Source organism: Paenibacillus sp. FSL H3-0329 (assembly GCF_037963285.1).
Lineage (GTDB): Bacteria > Bacillota > Bacilli > Paenibacillales > Paenibacillaceae > Paenibacillus_AQ > Paenibacillus_AQ odorifer.
Genome location: NZ_CP150150.1, coordinates 3,046,961 through 3,069,272, shown reverse-complemented (window position 1 = coordinate 3,069,272; position 22,312 = coordinate 3,046,961). Strand labels below are relative to the sequence as shown.

Genomic DNA, 22,312 nt, shown 5'->3' with positions numbered 1-22,312 from the left:
TTAATCGGAGAATCGCTCCTTGTAACCTTTTACCGCTTTTAAAGCAGGTTATTATAATGATTATATTTTATCGCGGTTGTAGACTTCAGCCGTCCGATCCGCTCTGTTAGCCATCGAATTTCCTAGTCTAGTGTCTTCGTTATAGACGCCTTCGTAACGCTGAGTATTCAGCGAACGGTTGCCGCGGAACACATCATGCGCTTGATAGCCGCGTCCATTATCATCGACTAGTACAAGGATTTTGCCGCTTTCCACATAACCTTCGTACTCTTTAGCCTCATCCTCAGGAATACCGAGTCCGATCAAGCCGCCGACTAATCCACCTGCGCCTGCACCAACTGCTGCACCTGTAAGGGTAGCAACTATTGGCCCTGCCGCCAGGATCGGTCCAATCCCCGGAATCGCCAATGCTCCGATCCCTGCTAATAATCCGGCAACGCCGCCAACTACACCACCTGTAGCAGCGCCTGTCGCCACTCCTTCTGGAGCTTTTGTGCCTGTATCCTCTGAGATGTTTCTAAGCTCATCACGATCACGTGTGATTACTGATATTTCATCATTACTAAATCCTTGATTGTGAAGTCCTTCAATTGCTCTGGTTGCTTCTTGTTCTGTGTCGAAAATACCTACGATTTTTTTAGTCACTTGAAGCCCTCCTTAGTAATTGTCTTCGCTAGTAATTACCCTTTAAACGGGAGACCAAACATCTAAGGGAAAATTTCAAGAGCATATGTACCATAAATTATTTTACGGGACGTGTACGATTAGTCGGAATGGCCTGTAATGGGTCATCTGGCCAATAGTGCTTCGGGTACCGTCCTTTCAAATCTTTTTTGACCTCAAAATAGGTCCCCCGCCAAAAACTTGCTAGATCAGAGGTTACCTGCACAGGTCGTCTAGCTGGTGACAAAAGATGCAGCAATACCGGCACCTTCCCCCCTCCAATTCGAGGTGTGTCCAGCTGTCCAAACATCTCTTGCAATCTTACTGCCAATACCGGGGCAGCAGGATTAGTATAATCTACGGGCACACGCGAGCCACTAGGAACAGATATATGTGTAGGTGCTTCCTTTTCCAGCATCTGCCGCTGATTCCAGTCCAACATCCCCTCAAGCGCCCGTGCTAACGGTACACGCTGAAGGTCGCGGAGGTTCCTCATACCCTGAAGATATGGCAAAAGCCATTCATCCAACGTAGCAATTAAAGCAACATCTGAGACATCCGGCCAATCTGAACGTAAGGTATGCATAAACATCAAACGTTCGCGAAGCTGTAAGGTTCCCTTCTCCCACGGTAGTATTTCAATGCCATCAGTAGCGATGACACTTAACAGTACATTTGCCGTTTCTTCCGCGGAGGGTCTTTCATGTGAAGTTTCTTTTAAGACCAACGCGCCGAGCATTGTGCGACGACGTTTCTTCACACTCCCACTTTCTTTATCCCAATACACATCCGCTTCCTCGGTGATGCGGTCTGCATGATAGGTAAGCAGTTGTCCTTCTTCTATCTCAGCTGCCAGCATAATTGCGCCCTGTGTAGCGCGATCATCGATCGAAGCAGCTACGATATAAGGTGACCGGGCCAGCGGTTGTCCTTCCCGCATGGCCGCCCCCCGACCGGAGGAGAGCAGAAACGCGCCATCGCCGCGTTTCTGCCCGATCCGGTCGGGATAGGCGAACGACAGAAGCAGCCCGCAGCGGCTGATGTCGTTCACGTTCTCGCCCGGCGCGGCTTGCAGCTGCGCCAGGAAAAGGCGGCTCTCGCGCTGCACAGCGCGCAGAGCCGCCGGGTCCGCTCCGCCGCTATCAGCGGAGCGCTCGAACCGGAGCAGCGCCTCAACGCGGAGCGTGAGGTCGCAATCTAGGGCCGCGGGACCCTTGAAAAGGTCCCGCTCTTGCAGCAGCGCCGCCAGCCGGCAGGCGAGCGGTGCTGCGCCAAGCTCTGCCGCGCGCAGCAGCATATGCGCGGCTCGCGGGTGCGCGCCAAGCACGGCCACGCTGTGGCCGTGCGGCGTAATGGCGCCGCCGGCGTCCAGCGCGCCGAGCTGGCGCAGCAACGCGGTGCCCTGCGCATAAGGCGCAGCGGGCGGCGCGTCAAGCCAAGATAGCGCGGCAGGATCGCGCACGCCCCACAGCGCCAGCTCCAAAGCAAGCTGCGCAAGGTCCGTCTGCATAATCTCCGGCACATTGTCATCCGGAAGTCGATTATGCTCCTCCTGACTCCACAGCCTGTAGCACACGCCTGGGGCTGTCCGTCCGGCACGTCCCCGCCGTTGATCCGCGGAGGCTTTTGATACCGGGACCGTCGTAAGACTCGGCATTCCTGTGCGTGGTGAGAATACCTGTGTACGGCGTTGCCCTGTATCAATCACCGTTCGCACGCCTTCAATCGTTAGACTTGTCTCAGCGATAGAAGTCGCGAGCACTACTTTTCGTTCACCTTGCACAGATGCAGCCACGGCTGCATCTTGGATATTTTGTGGCAGCTGACCATATAAAGGGCGAATAATTGCCGGAACTGGCAAGCTCCCATTTTCCAACTCACTTTGAGTTCTGCGTATTTCTCTTTCCCCCGGTAAAAAGACGAGAATATCTCCGGGTTGTTCAGCAAGCGCACGTCTCACAGCAGCTGCAGCAGTTTTTTCCAGTGGAAGATTCCCAGTAGTTGGCACATAGATTGTTTCTACAGGATAGGTTCTGCCCGGACAATTTACTACAGGCGCATCCCCTAGTAAAGCAGACACCCGCTCACTGTCCAAGGTAGCTGACATGATAAGAATCCTTAGATCCTCCCGCAGCACAGCCTGTGCTTCCAGTGCAAGGGCAAGTCCCAAATCCGCATGAAGACTGCGCTCATGGAACTCATCAAAAATAACTAAACCCACATCACCCAAAGAAGGATCGCTTTGCAGCATTCTCGTTAATACTCCTTCAGTGACTACAACAATCCGCGTATTTTTGCCTACTTTAGTGTCATTCCGCATCCGATAACCTACCGTCTGTCCAACACTTTCTCCAAGGCAGGATGCCATGTAAGTGGCGGCAGATCTAGCAGCAAGCCTTCTAGGCTCTAACATTAAAATGCTTTTACCCGCCATCCAGGGTTCGTCCAAAAACGCCGGAGGCGTTCCAGTTGTTTTGCCTGCACCCGGTTCAGCGATAAGTACTGCTGCCTGCGCAGTGTTAAGTATGTTTTTCAGGTCAGGAAGCACCTGTATAATCGGAAGCTGTTTCATTCTATCTCTCCATCGTCTATAATCATATGTTATAATTTTCCTAGAAGTTATCTTAGATCATCTTCATCATGTGTGAAAAAACCTTAAAGATCAAGACTTACCATTCATACCCTCTATAATATTAATAAGGAGACTTACTATGATATTCGTAACAAAAGCTACAATTTCAGATCTACCCATGCTAACCAAAGTAGACAGCAAGATCATTGGCAATGAAAGCCGCAAATCGAAGATTGAAAAATATATCAATCATGAGCAGTGTTACGTAGCATCGCATAATGGAACGCTTGTAGGATTTGCTTGCTACGATACCACCTTTTTCGAATGTTGTTTTATTCAGCTGGTCATTGTGGATCCTGAGTTCAGACGCCTAGGCATAGCCAAAACACTCCTTAGCTACATCGAGGAACAATGCCCAACCCCCAAGCTTTTCACCTCTACCAATGAATCCAATACGATCATGCAGCAACTATGTCTTTCTCAAGGGTTTGTTAAAAGCGGAGTCATTGAGAATTTAGATGATGGCGACCCGGAATGGGTTTATTTCAAACAAATTAGATGAGCATACATGATTAGTTACACACAACAAGCAAAAAGGCAGCTCTTCTGTCTAAAACGACCAAGAGATGCCTTTTATTTTACACTATTTATTCTGATGTCCAAATGACCGTAGGTATTTAGGCAGTAACCTAACCAGCATTAATCCTCTTCCTTTATCATCTGTCCGTGTATTTGAGCACTGTATTGCATAAAAGCAGGGTTACTATCCAAGCCGCGTTCACGCAATAACTCCTGTAGATGCAGTCTTTTCATAGACAGTTTTGACCGCAGAGCCTTGCCCTCACTGGTTTCTGCACCTCCGCTATTATGACACGCCGCTAGCAATCCTTCCAACGTAACACATTCAGCTCGCAGAGAGATTTCCTCAGGAACAAGTCCGGAGTTCTTCATGATTTTAAAAGACATCCGTAATTCTTCTGGCACACCTGATAAATCCTCAAGCTCCAGCGGCTTGCCATGCCCAGGTAAATCTCGAAATTCCCCGTTACGCATAGACTCCTGAATCCGCTGCTCAGCTAACCAAGACATCATCCCCATATACGCAGCCTCCTTTACCAATGCCACACTATTATCAACCCTGCCTAATCAAAAGTATATTTTACGGAATTGCGTTAATTTTAGCATAAAAGACTTAGGATTTGCATCAAGCTACCGGGATGCTTTCTCAGATTTTGCCTATACGTTAACTATAGGTGTGGCGAGCTATTCACTCAAATGCTCCTTGCCCCTCGTCGCACAGTTGAGCAGCTCGGACTCTGTAACTATCGTATGCTAAGTATATTCTAAGTCCATAACCGTAACGTTAGAGCACACTCGCCTCAGGGAAACGTTCGGACTCAGATGACCTTATTTCACAAATTCAGTCCATTTCGCTGTACTATCGGACCTAGTTGCAGCTATTCGCTCATATGTGCCCTACTTTTAATCAAAATCACAGCGATAAGAGCTATGCAGTCCGATACTGCTAATAAACACACGAAAAACACCAAATAGCTGCAATACAGTCCGCAACGTCAGCGCAAACTCTCCTCTACAAATCGATCGGACTCAGCAGCTCTTGCTCGTATACTACATCCTTTACGCCTTCGTTACATCCTCGTCGCAGCGTTCGGACCCAGTAGCCCTTATTTTGCAAATTCATGCCTTTTTGCTCTGCTATCGGACTCAGATTCAGCTATTCGCTCAAATACACCCTACTTTTGTTCAAAGTCGCGGCGATAAGAGCTATGCAGTCCGATACTGCTAATAAACACACGAAATACACCAAATAGCTGCAATACAGTCCCATTCATTAGCACACACTCGCCACCGTGAATCGTTCGGACTCAGATGACCTTATTTCACAAATTCAGTCCATTTCGCTGTACTATCGGACCTAGTTGCAGCTATTCGCTCATATGTGCCCTACTTTTAATCAAAATCACAGCGATAAGAGCTATGTAGTCCGATACTGCTAATAAACACACGAAAAACACCAAATAGCTGCAATACAGTCCGATACATTAGCGCACACTCGCCACCGTAAAACGTTCGGACCCTGGAGCTCTTGCTCGTATACTACATCCTTTATTATACATTCATTACATCTTCGTCTCCATTGATCGTTCGGACCCAGAAGCCCTTATTTCGCAAATTCATGCCTTTTTGCTCTACTTTCGGACTCAGATGCAGCTATTCGCTCTAACACACCCTACTTTTGTTCAAAGTCGCGGCGATAAGAGCTATACAGTCCGATACTGCTAATAAACACACGAAAAACGCCAAATAGCTGCAATACAGTCCGCAACGCCGATGCATCCTCGCCACCATAGATGCTACTATTTACTTCCGCCATTCATCACTCACTTATCACCTTCATCACTCACTTATCCCTGTCTTCACTCCCTTTCCCCCGTCTTGCACACTTATCACCTTCATCACTCCCTTATCTCCGCCAACACTAACTCCGCGCCGTACGCAAATCGAGCTCGTGGACTTGCTTGTGACCTTATCTCTCCCGCTATTTTATTGCCCTCTATTCCCTATAAGATAGTCTTCTAACTCACAGCCGCATCGTGCAATTAACACAGGCGATTGCTATACTCTTTCTAACAAGACTCAACTCAATAAAAAAAGGACTACCACAGTAGTCCAAAGGAGAATATTCATGTTAGCTAACATCCAAAAAGAAGATCAACATTATGCTGCTCGTTTCGAACGCCAGTTAAAGCATTCTGCATCTGAGATTTGGTCCTACCTGACGGAGAATGAGAAGCTTGCCTTATGGTTCTCTGAATTAAGAATCGAAGACTTACGTGAAGGCGGACTTATAAAGTTTGATATGCAAAACGGAACGTTTGTGGATATGAAAATTACTGAGCTACAGCATCAATCTACTTTTGAGTTTACATGGGCTGAGGATCTTGTTCGTTTTGAGTTATACCCTAATTCAGAAGGCTGTTTACTCATCTTGAATGAAACACTACAGACGCTCACCCCGCATACACCACGAGATCTCGCTGGCTGGCATGTTTGTCTAGAAGTGATCCAGCATCTTTTGGAAGGCACGACGCTGGAGTCACGGAAAGACGAATGGAACAAATGGTACGAGCATTACCGTGAAGCCATCTCGAAATTAGGATAACAAGGACTCCGCGCCGTCAATCACGATTTGCGCACCTGTAATATGGATAGATTCATCCGAAGCCAGAAAAGCAACGAGATCAGCGACATTATCCGGCTTGCCCGGTCCATCAGCCAAGGGTTGCGCTCCATCAGGGAATTCAATTGGAATGACGATTGCTTCCACATCTTCGCTCATTTCAGTGGTTTCATCTATATTCGTAGCAATAGCCCCAGGGCAGATCACATTTACACGAATCTTAAACTTAGCAAGCTCGAGAGCTGCCATTTTGGCAAAAGCCACCTGTCCAGCTTTGGTAGTGCTATAAGTAGACCACCCAAAGCTGGCAAATCTAGTGTTCCCATTAATGGAACTAGTAATAATAATACTGCCCTTCCCTTTATCTTTCAGATGAGGAATGGTATATTTCAGGGTCAAAAAAGTCCCCGTCAAATTCACCGACATCGTACGCTCCCAGTCGCTCAAGCTCAGTTCTTCTATCGGACCCACAGCGCCATTAATTCCCGCGTTAGCGAATACTACATCCACGCCTCCGAATTGTTCCACCGTACAACGTACGGCTTCCTCCATCTTTTTCTCATCGGAAGTATCTACCTCTATGGCCAGCGCGCAATCTTTTCGAAGCTTATTAAGCTTTTCTGCCAAGGAAGAGGTTCTTTCAAGATTTAAATCAAACAATGCTACATTTGCACCTTCCCGCGCCAGCTTAATAGCGGTAGCACGGCCAATTCCCGAGCCCGCTCCGGTTATAATCGCTGTTTTTCCAATAAATCTTTGTTTCTTAGATATGTTTGGGCTCATATGTAATCTCTCCTCTAATGTCTGTAAGATAAGTACTATGGATCAAGATTACCCAAATAAACCTGTAATGGAATCATCTCGTTCATAAATCTTCATAATTTAAGCACGCCGCACAAAAAAATCTCCCCATTCAATAAGATGAGCGGAGAGTTTGTTTCGAATATTTTGATTTTTTTGATTGTTTCGATGTTCGATGTTCGATGTTTCGATTATTTCAATTCAATTGTCCAGCTTGCGTACGTCCACTTTTACAGTCAGTGTGCCTGCTCCGCCGCGATATACCCCTTTTACAGGTACTATATCTTTATAATCCCGTCCATGACCCAGCTTGATATAACGCCAGTTCACTTCAACATTATTCGTCGGATCAAAACCAAGCCAGCCCGTACCCGGAATATGGGTCTCCACCCAAGCATGTGAAGCCTGCTCGAAATTGGCATTGCTGCTCTGTAGATCACCGACAAAATGATATCCACTAACATATCTGGAAGGCAGACCCACACTGCGGCAGACAGCGATCATAAGATGAGCATAATCCTGACAGACACCCCGCTTGAGCTTCAGGGCTTTTTTTACCGTTGTATTTACGCTTGTTGCCTCAGGATCATAGGTGAACTGTTCATAAATCGTCGAAGATAACCTCAGAATCCATTGATACATATCTTCAGCTTCACTAAAAGGGTACTGTGAGGCGAACTCTACCAATTCAGGAGTCACCTCGGTATAACGGGTCGGCAAAATAAACTCAATGTACCGGTTCTGAAACTTCTCATCATTTAGCAGTTTAACTTGCTCTTCAAGGCTGGTTCGCGGAAGATCGGTACCTTGAGATTTATCCAATGTTACTACAGTAGCTTTCGTATGGATTACCATTTCCGTATGTGGCTTATTAACTGAATAGGCATGCACCCGATTACCAAAGAAATCCTCATACGTTAATAGATTAGCTGCCGGATATACTTCAACCTCGTGGTGATAACAGGATTGCCGATAGTTGGTGCGAGGGGTGAGTCTGATTTCATTGACACTGTCCGTAACTGGCTCTGGATAACTGTATGTGGTGGTGTGATTGATTTGAATCTTCATACAGATACTCCTTCTCGCCGAAAAAAGGCGCCCTCCATCGTTTTGCCCAGTCTCTGGCAAGATATTACGAGTGATTGCAGTACATCTTCCACCAGCTCACCGGACATTTCTTCTTTTTCCATATAATCCAGCTCTGCCTTCAGCTTTCCTGCTTGACGGATGACCTTCTCATGACCTGAGCCTTTTTCTGAGGAATCCAGTTCAAGTCTAGCTAAATGTTCTTCCAGCTGGTGAAAAGAAAAGCGGATCGAACGTGGAAATTTGGGATTCGCGATCAAAAAATCTAAAATGCTCTCCGGTGACATGGCATCTGCATAATAACGGCGAAACGCCTGATACCCACTTACGGATTTCAGCACAGCCTGTAACTGAATATAGATTGCATTAAGCTCTTTGAAACGGCAAGAGGCTATAACTGCCTGCAAAATACGCGTCGTATTCTCGGCCCGTTCCAAAAAACGGCCGCTCTCTATAAAGTGCCATTCATTCCCTCTAAGCATTACGGATTGTTCTGCTCCTAGAAACATAGCTGCACGTTCCTTCACCTGCTGGTAGAAATGATGTGGACCACTCATAATATCAGCAACTGACCGCTCACCAAGCCATAGATTAAAGCTGTTGACGACATCCCATAGCTCACTTGGAAGATGCTGACGCAGTGTGCGAAGATTATTTCTGGCATGATGTACGCAAGAGAATAATGAATTCGAATTGCCTAAATCAAGTGTAATAAAGGATAACACGTCCTGTTCAGAAAAGGTTTCGAACTGCTGTAAATATTCACTTCGAACCCCTAATGCATCGATAAGCCTCGACCATTTATGTCCTTCTTCCTGAAAATCCTCTTCCTGCTGGATATGATAATGTACATTGATTAGCCGCGCATGATTCTCTGCCCTTTCAATATATCGGCCGATCCAGAATAAAGCCTCCGCATTTCGATTCAGCATCTTTAGCCACTCCTTTATCCTCCAAATTGATGCTGCATATTTTTGATTCACAATCAAGGCTTACAAGATAATAGATCACGCCATAACCCAAGTATCCTTTACGCCACCACCTTGCGAGGAATTCACAACCAATGAACCTTCTTTCATAGCCACTCGTGTTAATCCGCCAGGTATGACATGCGGCTTCCGGTCTGCACCCATTAATACAAAAGCCCGAAGGTCGATATGCCGGGGTGCCATAGTGCCTCCCGACAATACAGGTGCTCTAGACAAGGACATAATTGGCTGTGCCACATAACGATCTGGATCAGCAATAATTTTCATTCGGAACTCGGCTAATTCTTCTTTGGTTGCCTCGCTTCCGATCAACATCCCATATCCTCCGGATAATGAGGTTTCCTTAACAACCATTTCGGATAGGTTCTCAAGAACATACAGGCGTTCATCGGGTCTGGATAACAAATACGTCGGCACATTGCCAAGGATCGGCTCTTCATTCAGATAATAACGAATCATATCCGGTACATAGACATACATCGCTTTATCATCTGCAACACCGGTTCCCGGAGCATTAGCAATCGCTATGTTGCCTGCCCTATAAGCATTCATAAGTCCTGCTACACCCAGTAAAGAATCAGGTTGAAAGGCTAGCGGGTCAATGTAATCATCGTCCAACCGACGATACAGCACATCCACTCGACGTAATCCGTTCATTTCTTTCAGATATATTTTGTGATCCTTTGTTACCAAATCTCGTCCTTCGACCAAATGTATACCCATCTGCTGTGCCAAAAAAGCATGTTCATAATATGCAGAATTGTATTCTCCAGGCGTTAGGAGTGCTATAACCGGATCTGACCTCCTTGATGGAGATAGACTACGAAGCACAGATAAGAAGCGATTCAAGCTATGATCTACATCTCGGATGGAGCTGGCAAAGGACAATTCAGGAAACAATTGATTCATAAGTGTTCTGCCTTTAAAAAGATAGGAAAAGCCGGAGGGAGTTCGCAGGTTGTCTTCAAGTACATAATAATGCCCATCGTGATGGCGGATCAGATCGATTCCTGAGGTGGTGATGTAAGCTCCACCGGGCACGCGCAGACCTGACATTTCTGGCCGGAAGTAACAGTTGGAAATAATCATACGCCTAGGGACGATGCCATCTTTAACAATGTATTGCTCATGGTAGATGTCATGAATGAACAAATTCAAAGCTGTGATACGCTGAATTATTCCAGCTTCTAGCCTCTCCCACTCATTCTTAGGGATTATACGTGGAATCATATCGAAGGGGATCGTTCGCTCCATAGGATGATCTTGAGCCGGATTGTAAAGCGTAAAGGTAATTCCTTCTTCCATCATCCTACGCTGCATTAAATTTTGCTTCCCTTGCAGCTCTTCGGAGCTCATTCCGGAAAACATGCGGTTCACATGTCTGTAGTGCGGCCGGACATTCCTCTTATCAGCATACATTTCATCGAAAAAATGCTGTAATGGATACGGAGACAGACCTGGCAGAGGATCTAATTTGGACATGAGCCCGACTCCTTTCGATAGATGTAATCTTTGTTAACAACTTATACTTTCATTTCAGAAAACATCCATAAAAATATTGGTTTATATTCTCATAATACGTAAATCTACTTGTTCATGTCAACATATATAACAGAGAAATGTGATTCCAGAGGTATTTGTATTTTTTGGAATCGCTTCCTTTCTCTCTTATATAGGTTGCCGGAGATGAAATGTACATTCATCATTGAATTGTATGCAGGAAGTGTGACAAGCATTACTATTATGAATTTTTCATATAATGTATTTTTTATATAGTTGCCTGAGGATGTGGATTCATTGAGTATGGTATAATTTGTTGCGATGGGAGAGTGACCTATGGAGCACAAATATACTATGTCAATTGAGCAGGAAGAGCTTAGGCGGAATCACATTTATCTGTTATTTGGTCTATCGGAAGCGGGGTCAATGAAGGTAGCCCTTAGTCATTTGGGTTATCGCCATTTAATACGAGTACTTTCATTTAATGAGACATTCTCTGCTGGACCGTTGCGTGAATTACATAATAATGAAGGATATCATACCCGTGAGTTATGGTTTCAGGAACGATTTCCGGATCATGGTTATCATCTCAATCCCCAGCACAAACTGGAAGCCGTGATACAGACCTTAAAAGAAATTCCCGAGGACAAAAAAATCACTATTTGGTGCGGAGACAACTCCCATGATCAGACAGGTTTACGATTTGCGCTTTCTATTCTTAATGAGAGGACGCAACCTATTCATGTTATTGATCCCGTCAAGGCTTATAGGGAGATTGCCGCTCCATTTGAAACCGGCTTATATCCCAGAGCACTTAGTCAGCTCCCAAACGAAGCTGTGCAAAAAATTATAAAAATTACCGAAAACACATCCCCTGTCACCTCCGCTCAAAGAAAACAGTATGAACTAGAATGGCAAAAAATAAGCAACACCGAGGATATGCTTAGAGTTTGGGTTGATGGCCAGCTTATGAATGTTCCCGAGAGTTACTATGACGAAGAAATTCTTTCTTTAATTCTGCAACTTCAACAGTGTGAGGAAAGAGAAGGCTACGTAAATGCAGGTCTGATTGTAGGCGCAATTATAGGGCAATGGAATTTGTATATCAGTACCTCATTCATAGAATATCGCTTCTGGAGGCTAGTTAGTGAGGGAAAGCTGTTATTTAAAGGGATCCCTTACGCGATGCATTTATACTTTCTAAGAGTCGCTTAGCAGTTGCTACAAAATGACGGACAAACCCTTTATAAAAAAGAAAAGGAATGCCCTCCTAAACTAAATATAGCTTCGAGGACATTCCTTGTAAATATGACTTCTTTATGATTATATTGTGCTGTTGATTACACTTGCTCTTCCGATTCTTCTGACTCTTCTTCCTCGGCAATTAATCCAGCAAAAAGAGCATGTACGAACTGCTGCGAATCAAATGGCTGCAGGTCTTCCATTTTTTCTCCAAGACCTACAAACTTCACCGGTAAATTCATTTCCTGACGAATCGCTACAACGATTCCGCCTTTAGCCGTACCGTCCAGCTTCGTCAAAACCAAGCCGGTGACGCCACTCTTTTCACCAAATAACTTGGCTTGTGTAAGTGCATTTTGACCCGTCGTAGCATCTAACACCATCAGTACCTCATGTGGAGCACTTGGAATTTCTCTTTGAATGACGCGGAAGATTTTGTTGAGCTCTTCCATCAGATTGCTTTTATTCTGCAGTCTGCCAGCAGTATCGCAGATTAAGATATCCACGTTGCGCTGTTTAGCCGCTTGCACCGCATCGTACATTACAGCCGCCGGGTCAGAGCCTGCTTGTTGTTTAATGACATCTACGCCTGCGCGTTGGCCCCAAACCTCAAGCTGCTCAATCGCTCCGGCACGGAACGTATCCCCTGCAGCCAAAAGAACTTTTTTACCTTCTTGTTTGTAACGATGAGCCAGCTTGCCGATGGTAGTCGTCTTGCCCACGCCATTAACCCCAACGAACAAAATAACTGTAATTCCATTCGGATTTTCCTTCAGGCTGTTATCATCATCTCCGCGCAGCAGCTCCATAAGCTTACGGGACAAAATCGGCTTCAGCTCGGCAGCATCTTCAATCCGACTTTGCTTCACTTCGGCACGCAAATCCTCGACAAGGGTCATAACAGTGTTTACACCCACGTCTGCACCAATTAAAATCTCTTCCAGCTCTTCGTAGAACTCTTCATCTATCTTTTTGCGGCGGATGATAAGGTCGGAGACCTTCTCTACAAAACCTTTACGGGTTTTCTCTAATCCGTCGCGGAATTGTTTCGTTACACTTTCCGTTTTGCCGGAAATGCTTTCTTTTAATTTTCTAAAAAAGCTCATTTGGTTCCTCCTAAAAGTTTCTCTTCTTTGATGAATTTAAGCAATCTCAGCTTCTTCATCCTCTAAACGTACTGAGACGAGCTTGGAGACGCCGCCCTCTTCCATCGTTACTCCGTATAACACGTCCGCCTCTTCCATCGTTCCTTTGCGGTGGGTAACGACGATGAACTGAGTTTGTTCAGAGAACTCGCGTAAGTACTGTGCAAAACGAACAACGTTTGCTTCGTCGAGTGCAGCCTCAACCTCATCCAATACGCAGAACGGAACTGGCTTCACTTGCAGGATAGCAAACAATAACGCCATCGCAGTTAGAGCGCGTTCGCCGCCGGATAAGAGCTGCAGATTTTGCAATTTTTTACCCGGTGGTTGGGCTACGATATCTATACCTGTTTCCAGCATATGTTCCGGATCCAGCAGCATAAGATCAGCTCGCCCGCCTCCGAACAGCTTTGAGAACACGGTCCCGAACTGTTTACGGATCGCATCAAAGGTCTGTTTGAAACGCTTGGACATTTCATCTTCCATCTCACGGATTACCTGATACAGAGTAGTCTTAGCTTCGACTAGATCATCTTTTTGTCCACTGAGGAACGTATACCGTTCATGGACCCGCTGATATTCTTCGATCGCCCCTAAGTTAACCTCACCTAGCGCAGAAATACTGCGTTTCAAACGCTGTACATCGGCTTGTGCGGCAGGTACATCTTCAGGCACCGGATATCTCTGTTTCGCTAATTCATAACTTAGCTCGTAGTCATCACTCAGCTTGCGTAGAATATTATCCAGCTCCACATCGAGTCGACCAACAGAAACTTCAGTGGCACGCAGCTTGTCCTCCACTACTTTAAGGGCCTGACGTTGGTCTTTAGTTTTGCCTTCCTCAAGTTCCAGCTTACGGGTTAACGCTGTACGCTCAGCCCGGGCAAAATCCAAAGTTCCAGTCGTCTCTTCCTTCTTCAACCGGTAACTGTTCAAATCTTCCTTCTGCTTCACAGCTTCCAAAGCATTGTTAGCCAGATCTTGTTCTATCGTATGTAACAGATTTCGATTCTGGCGCAGCTCCTTGTCCTGTGAACCCACATCTTGTCTAAGGCGACGTAACTGCTCCTCCAGGGAGAATATCTCCTGATCAAGCTTGCCTTCCGAGACTTTCATACTGGTCAACTTGCCTTGCAGCTCTTCCTTAGCTGATTCATTCGCTTTACGCGCAGATTCAGCATTACGGATACCCTCATGGGCTTCCTTTTCTTCCTTTTCAAGGCGTTCAAGCTCAGCAGTGGCTTGTTTCCGCGTCTCTTCAAGCGCACGTACTTCACTCTCAAAGCCGCTGCGTTCCGCACCTGTGCTCTCCACTTGCTCCTGCACATGCCGAAGCTCATGCTCGAGCTGCTTCAAATCACCGGAGACTCTTTGCTCTTCCAGTCTCTTCTCGTCACCATCACGGCGCAGGTCCTCCAGCTTCACGCTAGCGTTCTCCTGCTCCTCACGAAGTCTGGCAATGCCTTGCTTCAGCTTCACTATTTGCCGTTCGCTTTCTTCAATTTCACTGCTTAATTGATCCAGCTGACGTTTGCGGCTAAGCAAGCTATTGTTCTTCTTATGCTGGCTACCCCCGGTCATCGAACCGCCGGCATTAACTACATCGCCTTCCAGTGTAACTACCCGATAACGATATTGGCATCTAGCGGCAATGCGGTTCGCTTGCTCCAAGCTCTCCGCAATAACCACATTGCCGAGCAAACTGCCGATAATGCTAGTATATTTATCATCGTAACCAACGAGTTCGGAACCAATTCCAACAAATCCGTCAGCATCACCCACCATACCACGGTCACTGCCAGAAATCTGGCGCGGCCGGATAACATCTAGCGGAAGAAAGGTAGCTCGTCCCAGCTGACGTTGCTTTAGAAATGATATCGCTTGGCGGGACACAGTCTCATTATCCATGACCACATGCTGAAGTGATGCACCTAGAGCAGTCTCAATCGCCATTTCCAGCTTCTCCGGAACGGAGATCAGCTCTGCAACCGCACCATGCACTCCGTTGAGCTGTCCTTTCCGGGCGCCCTTGAGCACTTCTTTAACCCCAAGCATGAAGCCATCGAAATCATCCTGCATCTCTTTCATGGTCTCATGACGAGAGACTTGCGCTTCCCGCTTCTGTTCCCACTTCCGAAGACCGGACTGTGTTTCTTCAATCAGCTTCTGACGTTTACTGAGCTGTTCACTTTCAGTGATGTAAGCCCCGCGAAGATTGCTAAGTTCCTTCCCTAGCTGGGCAATCTTGTCCTTCAGCCCTTTCTGGTTGGCAGACAACTCTTCATGCCGGGCTGTCCATTTGCCGCTTTCTTCTTCACTGCGGCTCATACGACGTTCCAGATTCTCCTTCTGTTGATCCGCGTAACGAATTTCGTTACGTGCATTCGCCATAAGGTTCATTAACTCCAAAAGAGCACTTTTGAGCTTTTCTTCCTGGCTCTGGCTAATCCCGTCTGCCACACCTTCAAGCCTTGTCTCTTCATCTTCGATCTGTTTCCGAAGATCCACAAGCTTAAGCCGCGATTGTTCAAGCTTAAGCTCCAGATCCACGACTTCACGCTGACGATCTGCAGAACGCTCGCCAACCGAACCTAACGTGAGCATTAACTGCTCACGATTGCTTTCCAGATTTCGCTTGCGTTCCCTCAGCACTTCACCGTAACCTTCGCTCTTCTCAAATGCTTCGCTATAACGCAGCAATTGCTCTTGCTGCTTCTCGATCTGTGCTTCGAGTGTGCGCAGTTCAGAGCGTCCGCTCTCCAGCTTGGCATCATGAGCCGAAACAACGGTAGACAGCTCCAGCTGCTCGTCCTTCAACGTTTCAAGCTTTGCGTTACCTTCCTGCCAAGCGGTATGAATGCCTTCAATCTGGTGTACGTATACTGAAATTTCCTGATGTTTTAATTGTTCGCGAAGTTCCTTAAAGCGGATAGCTTTCTCGGACTGATCCTTAAGTGGCCCAATCTGATCCTCAAGCTCACTGATCAAATCATGAATACGAAGCAGGTTCTGCTCGGTATCATCCAGCTTTCGACTTGCGTCTTTCTTGCGCGATTTATATTTTACAATACCTGATGCTTCTTCAAAGATGCCTCGCCGATCTTCGGAACGAGTACTTAGAATTTCTTCAATCCTACCCTGCCCGATAATCGAATAGGCTTCACGTCCGATACCGGTATCCATAAACAGCTCTGTGATATCCTTCAGACGGCAGGATTGCTTATTAATTAAATATTCACTATCTCCACTGCGATGAACTCTCCGAGTCACTGTAACTTCGCTGAAATCCAGCGGAAGTGTGTGATCTTCATTATCAAGCGTAAGTGATACTTCGCCATAATTCACGGCTTTACGCGCATCACTTCCAGCAAAAATGATATCCTCCATCTTGCCGCCACGCAGTGATTTAGCACTCTGTTCGCCGAGTACCCAGCGTATGCCGTCAGAAATATTGCTTTTGCCGCTTCCGTTCGGGCCAACTACAGCCGTTATACCGCGCACAAACTCCATTTCTGTTTTGTCGGCAAATGATTTAAAACCAGCTAATTCTATCCGTTTCAAAAACATACTTGCCAATCACCTCTGACCCATTATACCATAGCGTTTGTACCCTAAAAAACCATTAAGATGCAGCTTATTCTATCCTTCAAGCATAAACGCTTTCGCTTAACTTCCCTATAAGGACGGCAAGTGTCTAAGCGAGAAATAGAAGGCTACTTTATAACGTGGACATATAAGTTCTTATATTGTCGAAAAAGAGCAGCAACGGTCTGAGCTCCGCCTAAACGCCGGTATTCAGACCTTTGCTGCTCTCCTCCGCTTGTCCCCTTGATGCAAAACTCAGGCACCGTCCTCTTTCAGATGCAAGAGTGCAGCTGCCGCTGCCTGCTGCTCTGCTTCCTTCTTGGACCGGCCGCTTCCTTTACCAAGTGAACGGTTAGCCATATACACCTCTGAGACGAATTCACGCTCATGTGCGGGTCCCCGTTCTTCTATAATTCGATATTCCAATGTACCCATATTGTGCTGCTGAATTAGCTCTTGCAGTTCCGTCTTATAATCGGTCATCTGCATTTGCAATTTCCCATCCGTCTCCACCAGAGGAAATACGTGATTATCAAGAAAACTTCGCACCGTTTCCAGTCCTTGGTCGAGATAAAGCGCTCCCACGAAGGATTCGAATACATCAGCCAGCAGGGCCGGGCGAGTACGTCCGCCCGTAAGTTCTTCCCCTTTGCCCAACAGTACATAACGGCCAAAACCTAAACTCTCCGCAAATTTGACCAGTGAAGGCTCGCATACAATAGCGGCCCGCAGCTTGGTCAACTCTCCCTCAGGTCGGTCTGGCAATAGATTGTACAAATATTCAGAAACCGTTAACTCCAGAACTGCATCCCCAAGAAATTCGAGACGCTCATTGTCCTGATGTTGATTGAAACGGTGTTCATTCACATAGGATGCATGGGTAAAGGCCTGCTTCAGAAGCACAGAATCGTGAAATTGGATTTGAAGTTGCTGTTGTAACTGCTTCAGTTCTCCTTTCACCGCACTGTCCCCTTACTAATTATATTTTTTTAGAATAACTGTTGCGTTATGTCCCCCGAAGCCGAACGAATTCGACATTACAATATCAAGATCAGCTTTACGTGGCACATTTGGTACATAATCCAGATCACATTCCGGGTCTTGGTTGTCCAAATTAATCGTTGGCGCAATCATCCCTTTTTGCAAGGAAAGGCCACAGATAATAGCTTCTACTCCACCAGCCGCACCCAGAAGGTGACCTGTCATGGATTTCGTTGAACTGATTGCCACTTTATATGCATGGTCACCCAATGCTTTCTTAACAGCAGCAGTTTCTGATCTATCTCCTACAGGCGTTGAAGTACCATGAGCATTGATATAATCAATATCTTCAGGAGAGATACCAGCATCCCGGATTGCCATCTTCATGCAGCGAGCTGCACCATCTGGATCAGGCTCAGTCATATGATGAGCATCTGCGCTTAGACCATAACCGATAACCTCAGCATAGATCTTCGCTCCGCGTTTCTCAGCATGTTCGAGTGATTCCAGAATAAGAATCCCGGCGCCTTCACCCATAACAAAACCATCGCGATCCACATCAAACGGACGACTTGCCTTCTCAGGCTCATCATTGCGAGTGGACATTGCTCTCATTGCACAAAAACCAGCCATACCTGTTGGACGAATGGTCGCTTCGGAACCACCGCAGATCATTGCATCTGCGTCTCCACGTTGAATCAAGCGGAAGGATTCCCCAATGGAGTGACTTCCTGTAGCACAAGCAGTTACTGTCGTCGTATTAGGACCCTTTGCACCAAGGTTAATGGACAACTGTCCAGAACCCATGTTAGCGATCATCATCGGAATGAAGAACGGACTAACCCGCTTCGGTCCTTTTTCAAGCAACAAGTTATGATTGTCTTCCCAAGTTCCAAGACCACCAATACCTGATCCTACAGATACACCTATTCTTTCGGCATCAATATCTTCACCGATCTTAAGTCCGCTATCTCGCAACGCTTCCTCACCGGCAGCCACTGCAAATTGTACAAAACGGTCCATTTTGCGGGCTTCCTTACGACCAAAAAGTGCCTCTGGATCAAAATCTTTAACAGAGGATGCTATTTGCGTAGTATACTCACTGACATCAAAGGTCTCAACCTGTGATACACCGGATTTGCCGCTCATAAGATTATCCCAGAACGTCTCCAAATCTTTGCCCAATGATGTAACTACGCCCATCCCGGTAACAACCACTCTATGACTCAAACACAATCACCCCATCTATAGGTTGTATACATTATATTCAGAACTTATATACTTTCTGTTGCTACTATATGAACAGCGATAACCGCATCAATAACCATCCTGCGGTTCTGTTATATCCCTTATATAGTTGCTCACGGCAACCTTTGATTCCTCTTTAATGCTCTATAAATGAGGAGAAGTCCCGCCCTAGCAGGAACGGGACTCTCAATCATATGACTCTAGGTATGAGATTGTATGTACTTCACAACTTCACCCACGGTCGTAATCGTCTCTGCATCTTCATCAGAGATTTCCATATCGAATTCATCTTCCAATTCCATAACCAATTCTACTACATCAAGAGAATCAGCACCTAAATCATCTTTGAAAGACGCTTCTAATGTTACCTCAGCTTCATCGGCACCTAAGCGGTCGATGACAATGCGTTTTACACGCTCTAATACATCGGACATCCGGTTCACCTCCTCTTTTGGTATTATACGAGATATGAGTTCAAAATACCATAGAGCGTCAAAAACGCTTTCTTTATCCCTCACATTTCAGCATTAAAACAGTGTAATTTCTCCTTGACGGAGAGTTACATATACATCCCGCCATCCACGTGTAGTGTCTGGCCGGTCATATACGCAGCGCCTTCAGAGGCCAGGAAGACTACAGCCATAGCAATCTCTTCAGGGCGCCCCAGACGAGCAAGTGGAATGCCCTTCTCAAGCTCACTGCGCACTTCCTCAGAGAGCTCACGCGTCATATCTGTATCAATGAAGCCAGGAGCGATACAGTTCACCGTGATCCCCCGTGAGGAAAGCTCACGAGCCGATGCCTTCGTTAAACCGATGACACCTGCCTTAGCTGCGGAGTAATTAGCTTGTCCAGGATTTCCTGTTACACCTACTACGGAAGAAATATTGATAATTCGCCCGTAGCGTTGCTTCATCATAGGGCGTGTAGCTGCCTTTAGGCAGTTAAACACCCCTTTTAGATTCGTTTCGATCACTTGATCGAACTCTTCTTCTTTCATGCGCATAATCAGGTTGTCTCTGGTAATGCCGGCATTATTGACAACAATGTCAATACGTCCCCAGGTATTCAGAACCTCTTTGACAAGGTTCTCGGCCTGTTCACTATTGCCGACATCGCCACGAAGGGCAATACCCTCCGAGCCAAGCTCGACAATCCGAGCTACGGTCTCTTGTGCGGCTGCTTCACTGCCCGCATAGTTCACGGCCACCTTCACGCCATGTTCCGCGAGAGCAAGTGCAATACTGCGGCCGATGCCGCGAGAGCCACCAGTTACAAGGGCCGTTTGACCCCGCAATACTGAGAACATCATTTATTCCCCCTTCGATCATATTGCTATTGATAAACAATGTTTGAACGTATCTTACAAGACAGCTTGCACACTTTCTAGCGTGTTAATGTTGATTACTTTGACCGTTTTGTCTATTTTGCGGATCAGACCTGCCAGAACACTGCCAGAACCAATTTCCACAAAAGTATCCACACCATCAGCAATCAGCCATTCAATACTGTCTTGCCAGAGCACAGGGGAGTACACCTGGCGGACAAGCAGTTCACGGATTTCTTCAGGATCCGTTACAGGTGCTGCGGTAACATTGACAATAACAGGTACAGCCGGAGCATTAAAAGTAACACTCTTCAGCTCGTCTGCCAAGCGGTCTGCCGCAGCCTTCATCATCGAAGAGTGAAAAGGTCCACTTACTTCCAGCGGAATAGCCCGCTTTCCGCCTGCTTCCTTAACACGCTGCACAACACCGTTAACCCCGGCTTGTGAACCAGAAACAACAATCTGTCCCGGGCAGTTCACATTCGCCAGTTCTACCACGCCGCTCTCCTCGGATACGCTCCGGCATAATTCTGCCAGAGCATCCCGCTCCGCACCAAGCACTGCAGCCATAGCTCCCTGTCCACCTGGAACAGCTTCCTCCATAAAACGACCGCGTAAACGCACAAGTCTTACAGCATCTTCATAGGACAATACGCCTGCCGCAACCAGTGCGCTGTATTCTCCTAGGCTATGACCAGCTACATAATCCGGCTTCATCCCTTGATCACGTAATGCTTCCAGATAAGCCACACTTGCTGTTAGCAGAGCTGGTTGCGTATTTACGGTCTGTTTCAAATCACTGTCAGGTCCTTCAAAAATCAGCTGGCTCAGTGAAAATCCGAGGACCTCATCACCTTTTTCGAATACCGCGCGGCTGTGCGGAAGAGCTTCATATACATCTCTACCCATTCCAACTGCCTGTGCACCCTGACCGGGAAAGACAAATGCGATTTTACTCATAAGTAAGAACTCCTTCCTCTATTACCAGATCAATACGGACGCGCCCCAAGTCAAGCCACCGCCGAATCCAACCATCAGAACCGTGTCGCCTTCCTTCATGCGTCCTTCTTCCGCCGCTTCCACTAGAGCTAGAGGAATAGAAGCTGCTGATGTATTAGCATATTTATCAACATTGATTACACATTTCTCCGGTGGCAGGTCAAGCCGCTGCATAGCGGATTGAATGATACGAATATTCGCTTGATGCGGCACGAACAAATCAATATCTTCTTTACCTAATCCGGCTTTAGTTAGCACACGTTCTGTAGCTGAGCCCATAACACGAACGGCAAACTTAAACACTTCACGGCCATTCATATAAATGAAATGTTTCTTGTCTTCAACCGTCTGCTGAGATGCAGGCAAGCGCGAGCCCCCAGCTTCCAGCTTAAGCAAGTTTCCTCCAGAACCTTCAGCACCCAGATCGAAGGATTGGAAACCGCGTCCCTCTGGAACCTCACCGATGATTACTGCTCCTGCACCATCGCCAAACAGTACACAGGTGTTACGATCCGTATAATCAGTGATGCGGGATAAAGTGTCCGCACCAATTATGAGTGCATTATTGTACATTCCGTTCTGAATAAAGCCAACCGCAGTAGCTAGGCTGTATACAAAACCAGAGCAGGCTGCTGACAAGTCAAATGCCGCAGCACCTTTAGCTCCAAGTTTATCCTGCAAAATGCAGGCTGTGGAAGGAAAGGAGCTATCAGGGGTTACCGTTGCAATAATAATAAGATCCAGATCTTCAGCTTTCATGCCTGCAGAATCCAAAGCTTTAAGTGCAGCTTCATAGGCTAAATCAGAAGTTGCCTCATGTGGTGCAGCGATATGTCTTTCACGGATCCCTGTCCGACTGACGATCCATTCATCGTTAGTCTCCACTATTTTTTCTAGATCACTGTTTGTTAAAATTTTCTCAGGTACATATTTACCCGTACCGATAATCCCAACCGGCCGCAACTGTTTCAT

General features: G+C 46.5%; 19 protein-coding genes. 3 read left to right on the top strand and 16 right to left on the bottom strand.

Annotated features, from left to right (window positions below; genetic code table 11):
- Positions 1 to 60 precede the first annotated feature (60 nt).
- Entirely contained in the window at positions 61 to 645 is a 585-nt protein-coding gene (locus NSQ66_RS13450; RefSeq protein WP_051491471.1) for a general stress protein, read from the bottom strand.
- Positions 646 to 742: 97 nt separating this feature from the next.
- The gene (hrpB, locus tag NSQ66_RS13445) at positions 743 to 3,235 is read right to left on the bottom strand and encodes an ATP-dependent helicase HrpB (protein WP_076141470.1); all 2,493 of its coding nucleotides are present in this window, start codon (positions 3,233 to 3,235) and stop codon (positions 743 to 745) included.
- A 139-nt stretch (positions 3,236 to 3,374) separates the two neighbouring features.
- Here hrpB and NSQ66_RS13440 point away from each other — a divergent pair, with 139 nt between their 5' ends.
- Positions 3,375 to 3,797: a GNAT family N-acetyltransferase gene (locus tag NSQ66_RS13440; protein WP_036686651.1), complete on the top strand. Its 423-nt coding sequence runs from the start codon at positions 3,375 to 3,377 to the stop codon at positions 3,795 to 3,797.
- A gap of 137 nt (positions 3,798 to 3,934) precedes the next feature.
- Here the strand turns inward: NSQ66_RS13440 and NSQ66_RS13435 are convergent, their stop codons facing one another.
- Together NSQ66_RS13435 and NSQ66_RS13430 are read right to left on the bottom strand one after the other, a co-directional pair.
- Positions 3,935 to 4,333, bottom strand: coding sequence for a DUF1992 domain-containing protein (locus tag NSQ66_RS13435; RefSeq protein ID WP_076141471.1), 399 nt, complete (start codon positions 4,331 to 4,333; stop codon positions 3,935 to 3,937).
- Between the two features lie 1,153 nt (positions 4,334 to 5,486).
- Positions 5,487 to 5,630 (bottom strand): hypothetical protein, encoded by a 144-nt coding sequence (locus NSQ66_RS13430; protein ID WP_155986615.1) that lies wholly within the window; start codon positions 5,628 to 5,630, stop codon positions 5,487 to 5,489.
- A 312-nt stretch (positions 5,631 to 5,942) separates the two neighbouring features.
- Here NSQ66_RS13430 and NSQ66_RS13425 point away from each other — a divergent pair, with 312 nt between their 5' ends.
- Positions 5,943 to 6,419 carry an SRPBCC family protein gene (locus NSQ66_RS13425; RefSeq protein ID WP_076141472.1) on the top strand — a complete coding sequence of 159 codons (477 nt, stop codon included), beginning with the start codon at positions 5,943 to 5,945 and terminating at the stop codon, positions 6,417 to 6,419.
- On the opposite strand, the gene NSQ66_RS13420 is transcribed toward NSQ66_RS13425, so the two are convergent.
- From NSQ66_RS13420 to NSQ66_RS13405, 4 genes are all read right to left on the bottom strand, one after another.
- Positions 6,411 to 7,220, bottom strand: a complete 810-nt coding sequence (locus tag NSQ66_RS13420) for an SDR family NAD(P)-dependent oxidoreductase (RefSeq protein ID WP_036686506.1) — start codon at positions 7,218 to 7,220, stop codon at positions 6,411 to 6,413. The two genes, NSQ66_RS13425 and NSQ66_RS13420, sit on opposite strands and share 9 nt — an antisense overlap.
- A gap of 219 nt (positions 7,221 to 7,439) precedes the next feature.
- Positions 7,440 to 8,306: a transglutaminase family protein gene (locus NSQ66_RS13415; protein WP_036686503.1), complete on the bottom strand. Its 867-nt coding sequence runs from the start codon at positions 8,304 to 8,306 to the stop codon at positions 7,440 to 7,442.
- Positions 8,303 to 9,256 carry an alpha-E domain-containing protein gene (locus NSQ66_RS13410; protein WP_036686637.1) on the bottom strand — a complete coding sequence of 318 codons (954 nt, stop codon included), beginning with the start codon at positions 9,254 to 9,256 and terminating at the stop codon, positions 8,303 to 8,305. Before NSQ66_RS13410 ends, NSQ66_RS13415 begins: the two co-directional genes overlap by 4 nt.
- Positions 9,257 to 9,331: 75 nt before the next feature.
- Positions 9,332 to 10,795, bottom strand: a complete 1,464-nt coding sequence (locus NSQ66_RS13405; protein ID WP_036686502.1) for a circularly permuted type 2 ATP-grasp protein — start codon at positions 10,793 to 10,795, stop codon at positions 9,332 to 9,334.
- A gap of 354 nt (positions 10,796 to 11,149) precedes the next feature.
- Between NSQ66_RS13405 and NSQ66_RS13400 the strand changes: the two genes are divergently transcribed.
- Positions 11,150 to 12,028: a DUF1835 domain-containing protein gene (locus NSQ66_RS13400; RefSeq protein ID WP_076141473.1), complete on the top strand. Its 879-nt coding sequence runs from the start codon at positions 11,150 to 11,152 to the stop codon at positions 12,026 to 12,028.
- A 125-nt stretch (positions 12,029 to 12,153) separates the two neighbouring features.
- Here the strand turns inward: NSQ66_RS13400 and ftsY are convergent, their stop codons facing one another.
- From ftsY to NSQ66_RS13360, 8 genes are all read right to left on the bottom strand, one after another.
- Positions 12,154 to 13,161 (bottom strand): signal recognition particle-docking protein FtsY, encoded by a 1,008-nt coding sequence (gene ftsY, locus NSQ66_RS13395; protein WP_076141474.1) that lies wholly within the window; start codon positions 13,159 to 13,161, stop codon positions 12,154 to 12,156.
- A 36-nt stretch (positions 13,162 to 13,197) separates the two neighbouring features.
- Entirely contained in the window at positions 13,198 to 16,767 is a 3,570-nt protein-coding gene (smc, locus tag NSQ66_RS13390; protein ID WP_036686496.1) for a chromosome segregation protein SMC, read from the bottom strand.
- A gap of 273 nt (positions 16,768 to 17,040) precedes the next feature.
- The gene (gene rnc / locus NSQ66_RS13385) at positions 17,041 to 17,745 is read right to left on the bottom strand and encodes a ribonuclease III (protein ID WP_038570606.1); all 705 of its coding nucleotides are present in this window, start codon (positions 17,743 to 17,745) and stop codon (positions 17,041 to 17,043) included.
- Positions 17,746 to 17,760: 15 nt separating this feature from the next.
- Positions 17,761 to 18,996: a beta-ketoacyl-ACP synthase II gene (fabF, locus tag NSQ66_RS13380; RefSeq protein WP_076141475.1), complete on the bottom strand. Its 1,236-nt coding sequence runs from the start codon at positions 18,994 to 18,996 to the stop codon at positions 17,761 to 17,763.
- A 218-nt stretch (positions 18,997 to 19,214) separates the two neighbouring features.
- A complete protein-coding gene (locus NSQ66_RS13375) occupies positions 19,215 to 19,448 on the bottom strand; it encodes an acyl carrier protein (protein WP_036686493.1) in 234 nt (77 codons plus the stop codon).
- A gap of 125 nt (positions 19,449 to 19,573) precedes the next feature.
- Complete coding sequence (gene fabG / locus NSQ66_RS13370; protein WP_038570603.1) at positions 19,574 to 20,323, bottom strand: 3-oxoacyl-[acyl-carrier-protein] reductase; 750 nt, start codon at positions 20,321 to 20,323, stop codon at positions 19,574 to 19,576.
- A 54-nt stretch (positions 20,324 to 20,377) separates the two neighbouring features.
- Positions 20,378 to 21,301: an ACP S-malonyltransferase gene (gene fabD / locus NSQ66_RS13365; protein WP_036686490.1), complete on the bottom strand. Its 924-nt coding sequence runs from the start codon at positions 21,299 to 21,301 to the stop codon at positions 20,378 to 20,380.
- A 21-nt stretch (positions 21,302 to 21,322) separates the two neighbouring features.
- Positions 21,323 to 22,312, bottom strand: coding sequence for a beta-ketoacyl-ACP synthase III (locus NSQ66_RS13360; RefSeq protein ID WP_139329841.1), 990 nt, complete (start codon positions 22,310 to 22,312; stop codon positions 21,323 to 21,325).

Bases quoted from the DNA above. Each gene is read 5' to 3' on its own strand.
- NSQ66_RS13435 (WP_076141471.1), bottom strand. From the start codon at position 4,333: ATGGGGATGATGTCTTGGTTAGCTGAGCAGCGGATTCAGGAGTCTATG.
- NSQ66_RS13400 (WP_076141473.1), top strand. From the start codon at position 11,150: ATGGAGCACAAATATACTATGTCAATTGAGCAGGAAGAGCTTAGGCGG.
- NSQ66_RS13405 (WP_036686502.1), bottom strand. From the start codon at position 10,795: ATGTCCAAATTAGATCCTCTGCCAGGTCTGTCTCCGTATCCATTACAG.
- NSQ66_RS13430 (WP_155986615.1), bottom strand. From the start codon at position 5,630: ATGGCGGAAGTAAATAGTAGCATCTATGGTGGCGAGGATGCATCGGCG.
- fabG (WP_038570603.1), bottom strand. From the start codon at position 20,323: ATGTTCTCAGTATTGCGGGGTCAAACGGCCCTTGTAACTGGTGGCTCT.
- NSQ66_RS13415 (WP_036686503.1), bottom strand. From the start codon at position 8,306: ATGAAGATTCAAATCAATCACACCACCACATACAGTTATCCAGAGCCA.
- ftsY (WP_076141474.1), bottom strand. From the start codon at position 13,161: ATGAGCTTTTTTAGAAAATTAAAAGAAAGCATTTCCGGCAAAACGGAA.
- fabD (WP_036686490.1), bottom strand. From the start codon at position 21,301: ATGAGTAAAATCGCATTTGTCTTTCCCGGTCAGGGTGCACAGGCAGTT.
- smc (WP_036686496.1), bottom strand. From the start codon at position 16,767: ATGTTTTTGAAACGGATAGAATTAGCTGGTTTTAAATCATTTGCCGAC.
- NSQ66_RS13425 (WP_076141472.1), top strand. From the start codon at position 5,943: ATGTTAGCTAACATCCAAAAAGAAGATCAACATTATGCTGCTCGTTTC.
- NSQ66_RS13375 (WP_036686493.1), bottom strand. From the start codon at position 19,448: ATGTCCGATGTATTAGAGCGTGTAAAACGCATTGTCATCGACCGCTTA.
- NSQ66_RS13410 (WP_036686637.1), bottom strand. From the start codon at position 9,256: ATGCTGAATCGAAATGCGGAGGCTTTATTCTGGATCGGCCGATATATT.
- NSQ66_RS13360 (WP_139329841.1), bottom strand. From the start codon at position 22,312: ATGAAACAGTTGCGGCCGGTTGGGATTATCGGTACGGGTAAATATGTA.
- NSQ66_RS13420 (WP_036686506.1), bottom strand. From the start codon at position 7,220: ATGAGCCCAAACATATCTAAGAAACAAAGATTTATTGGAAAAACAGCG.
- hrpB (WP_076141470.1), bottom strand. From the start codon at position 3,235: ATGAAACAGCTTCCGATTATACAGGTGCTTCCTGACCTGAAAAACATA.
- NSQ66_RS13440 (WP_036686651.1), top strand. From the start codon at position 3,375: ATGATATTCGTAACAAAAGCTACAATTTCAGATCTACCCATGCTAACC.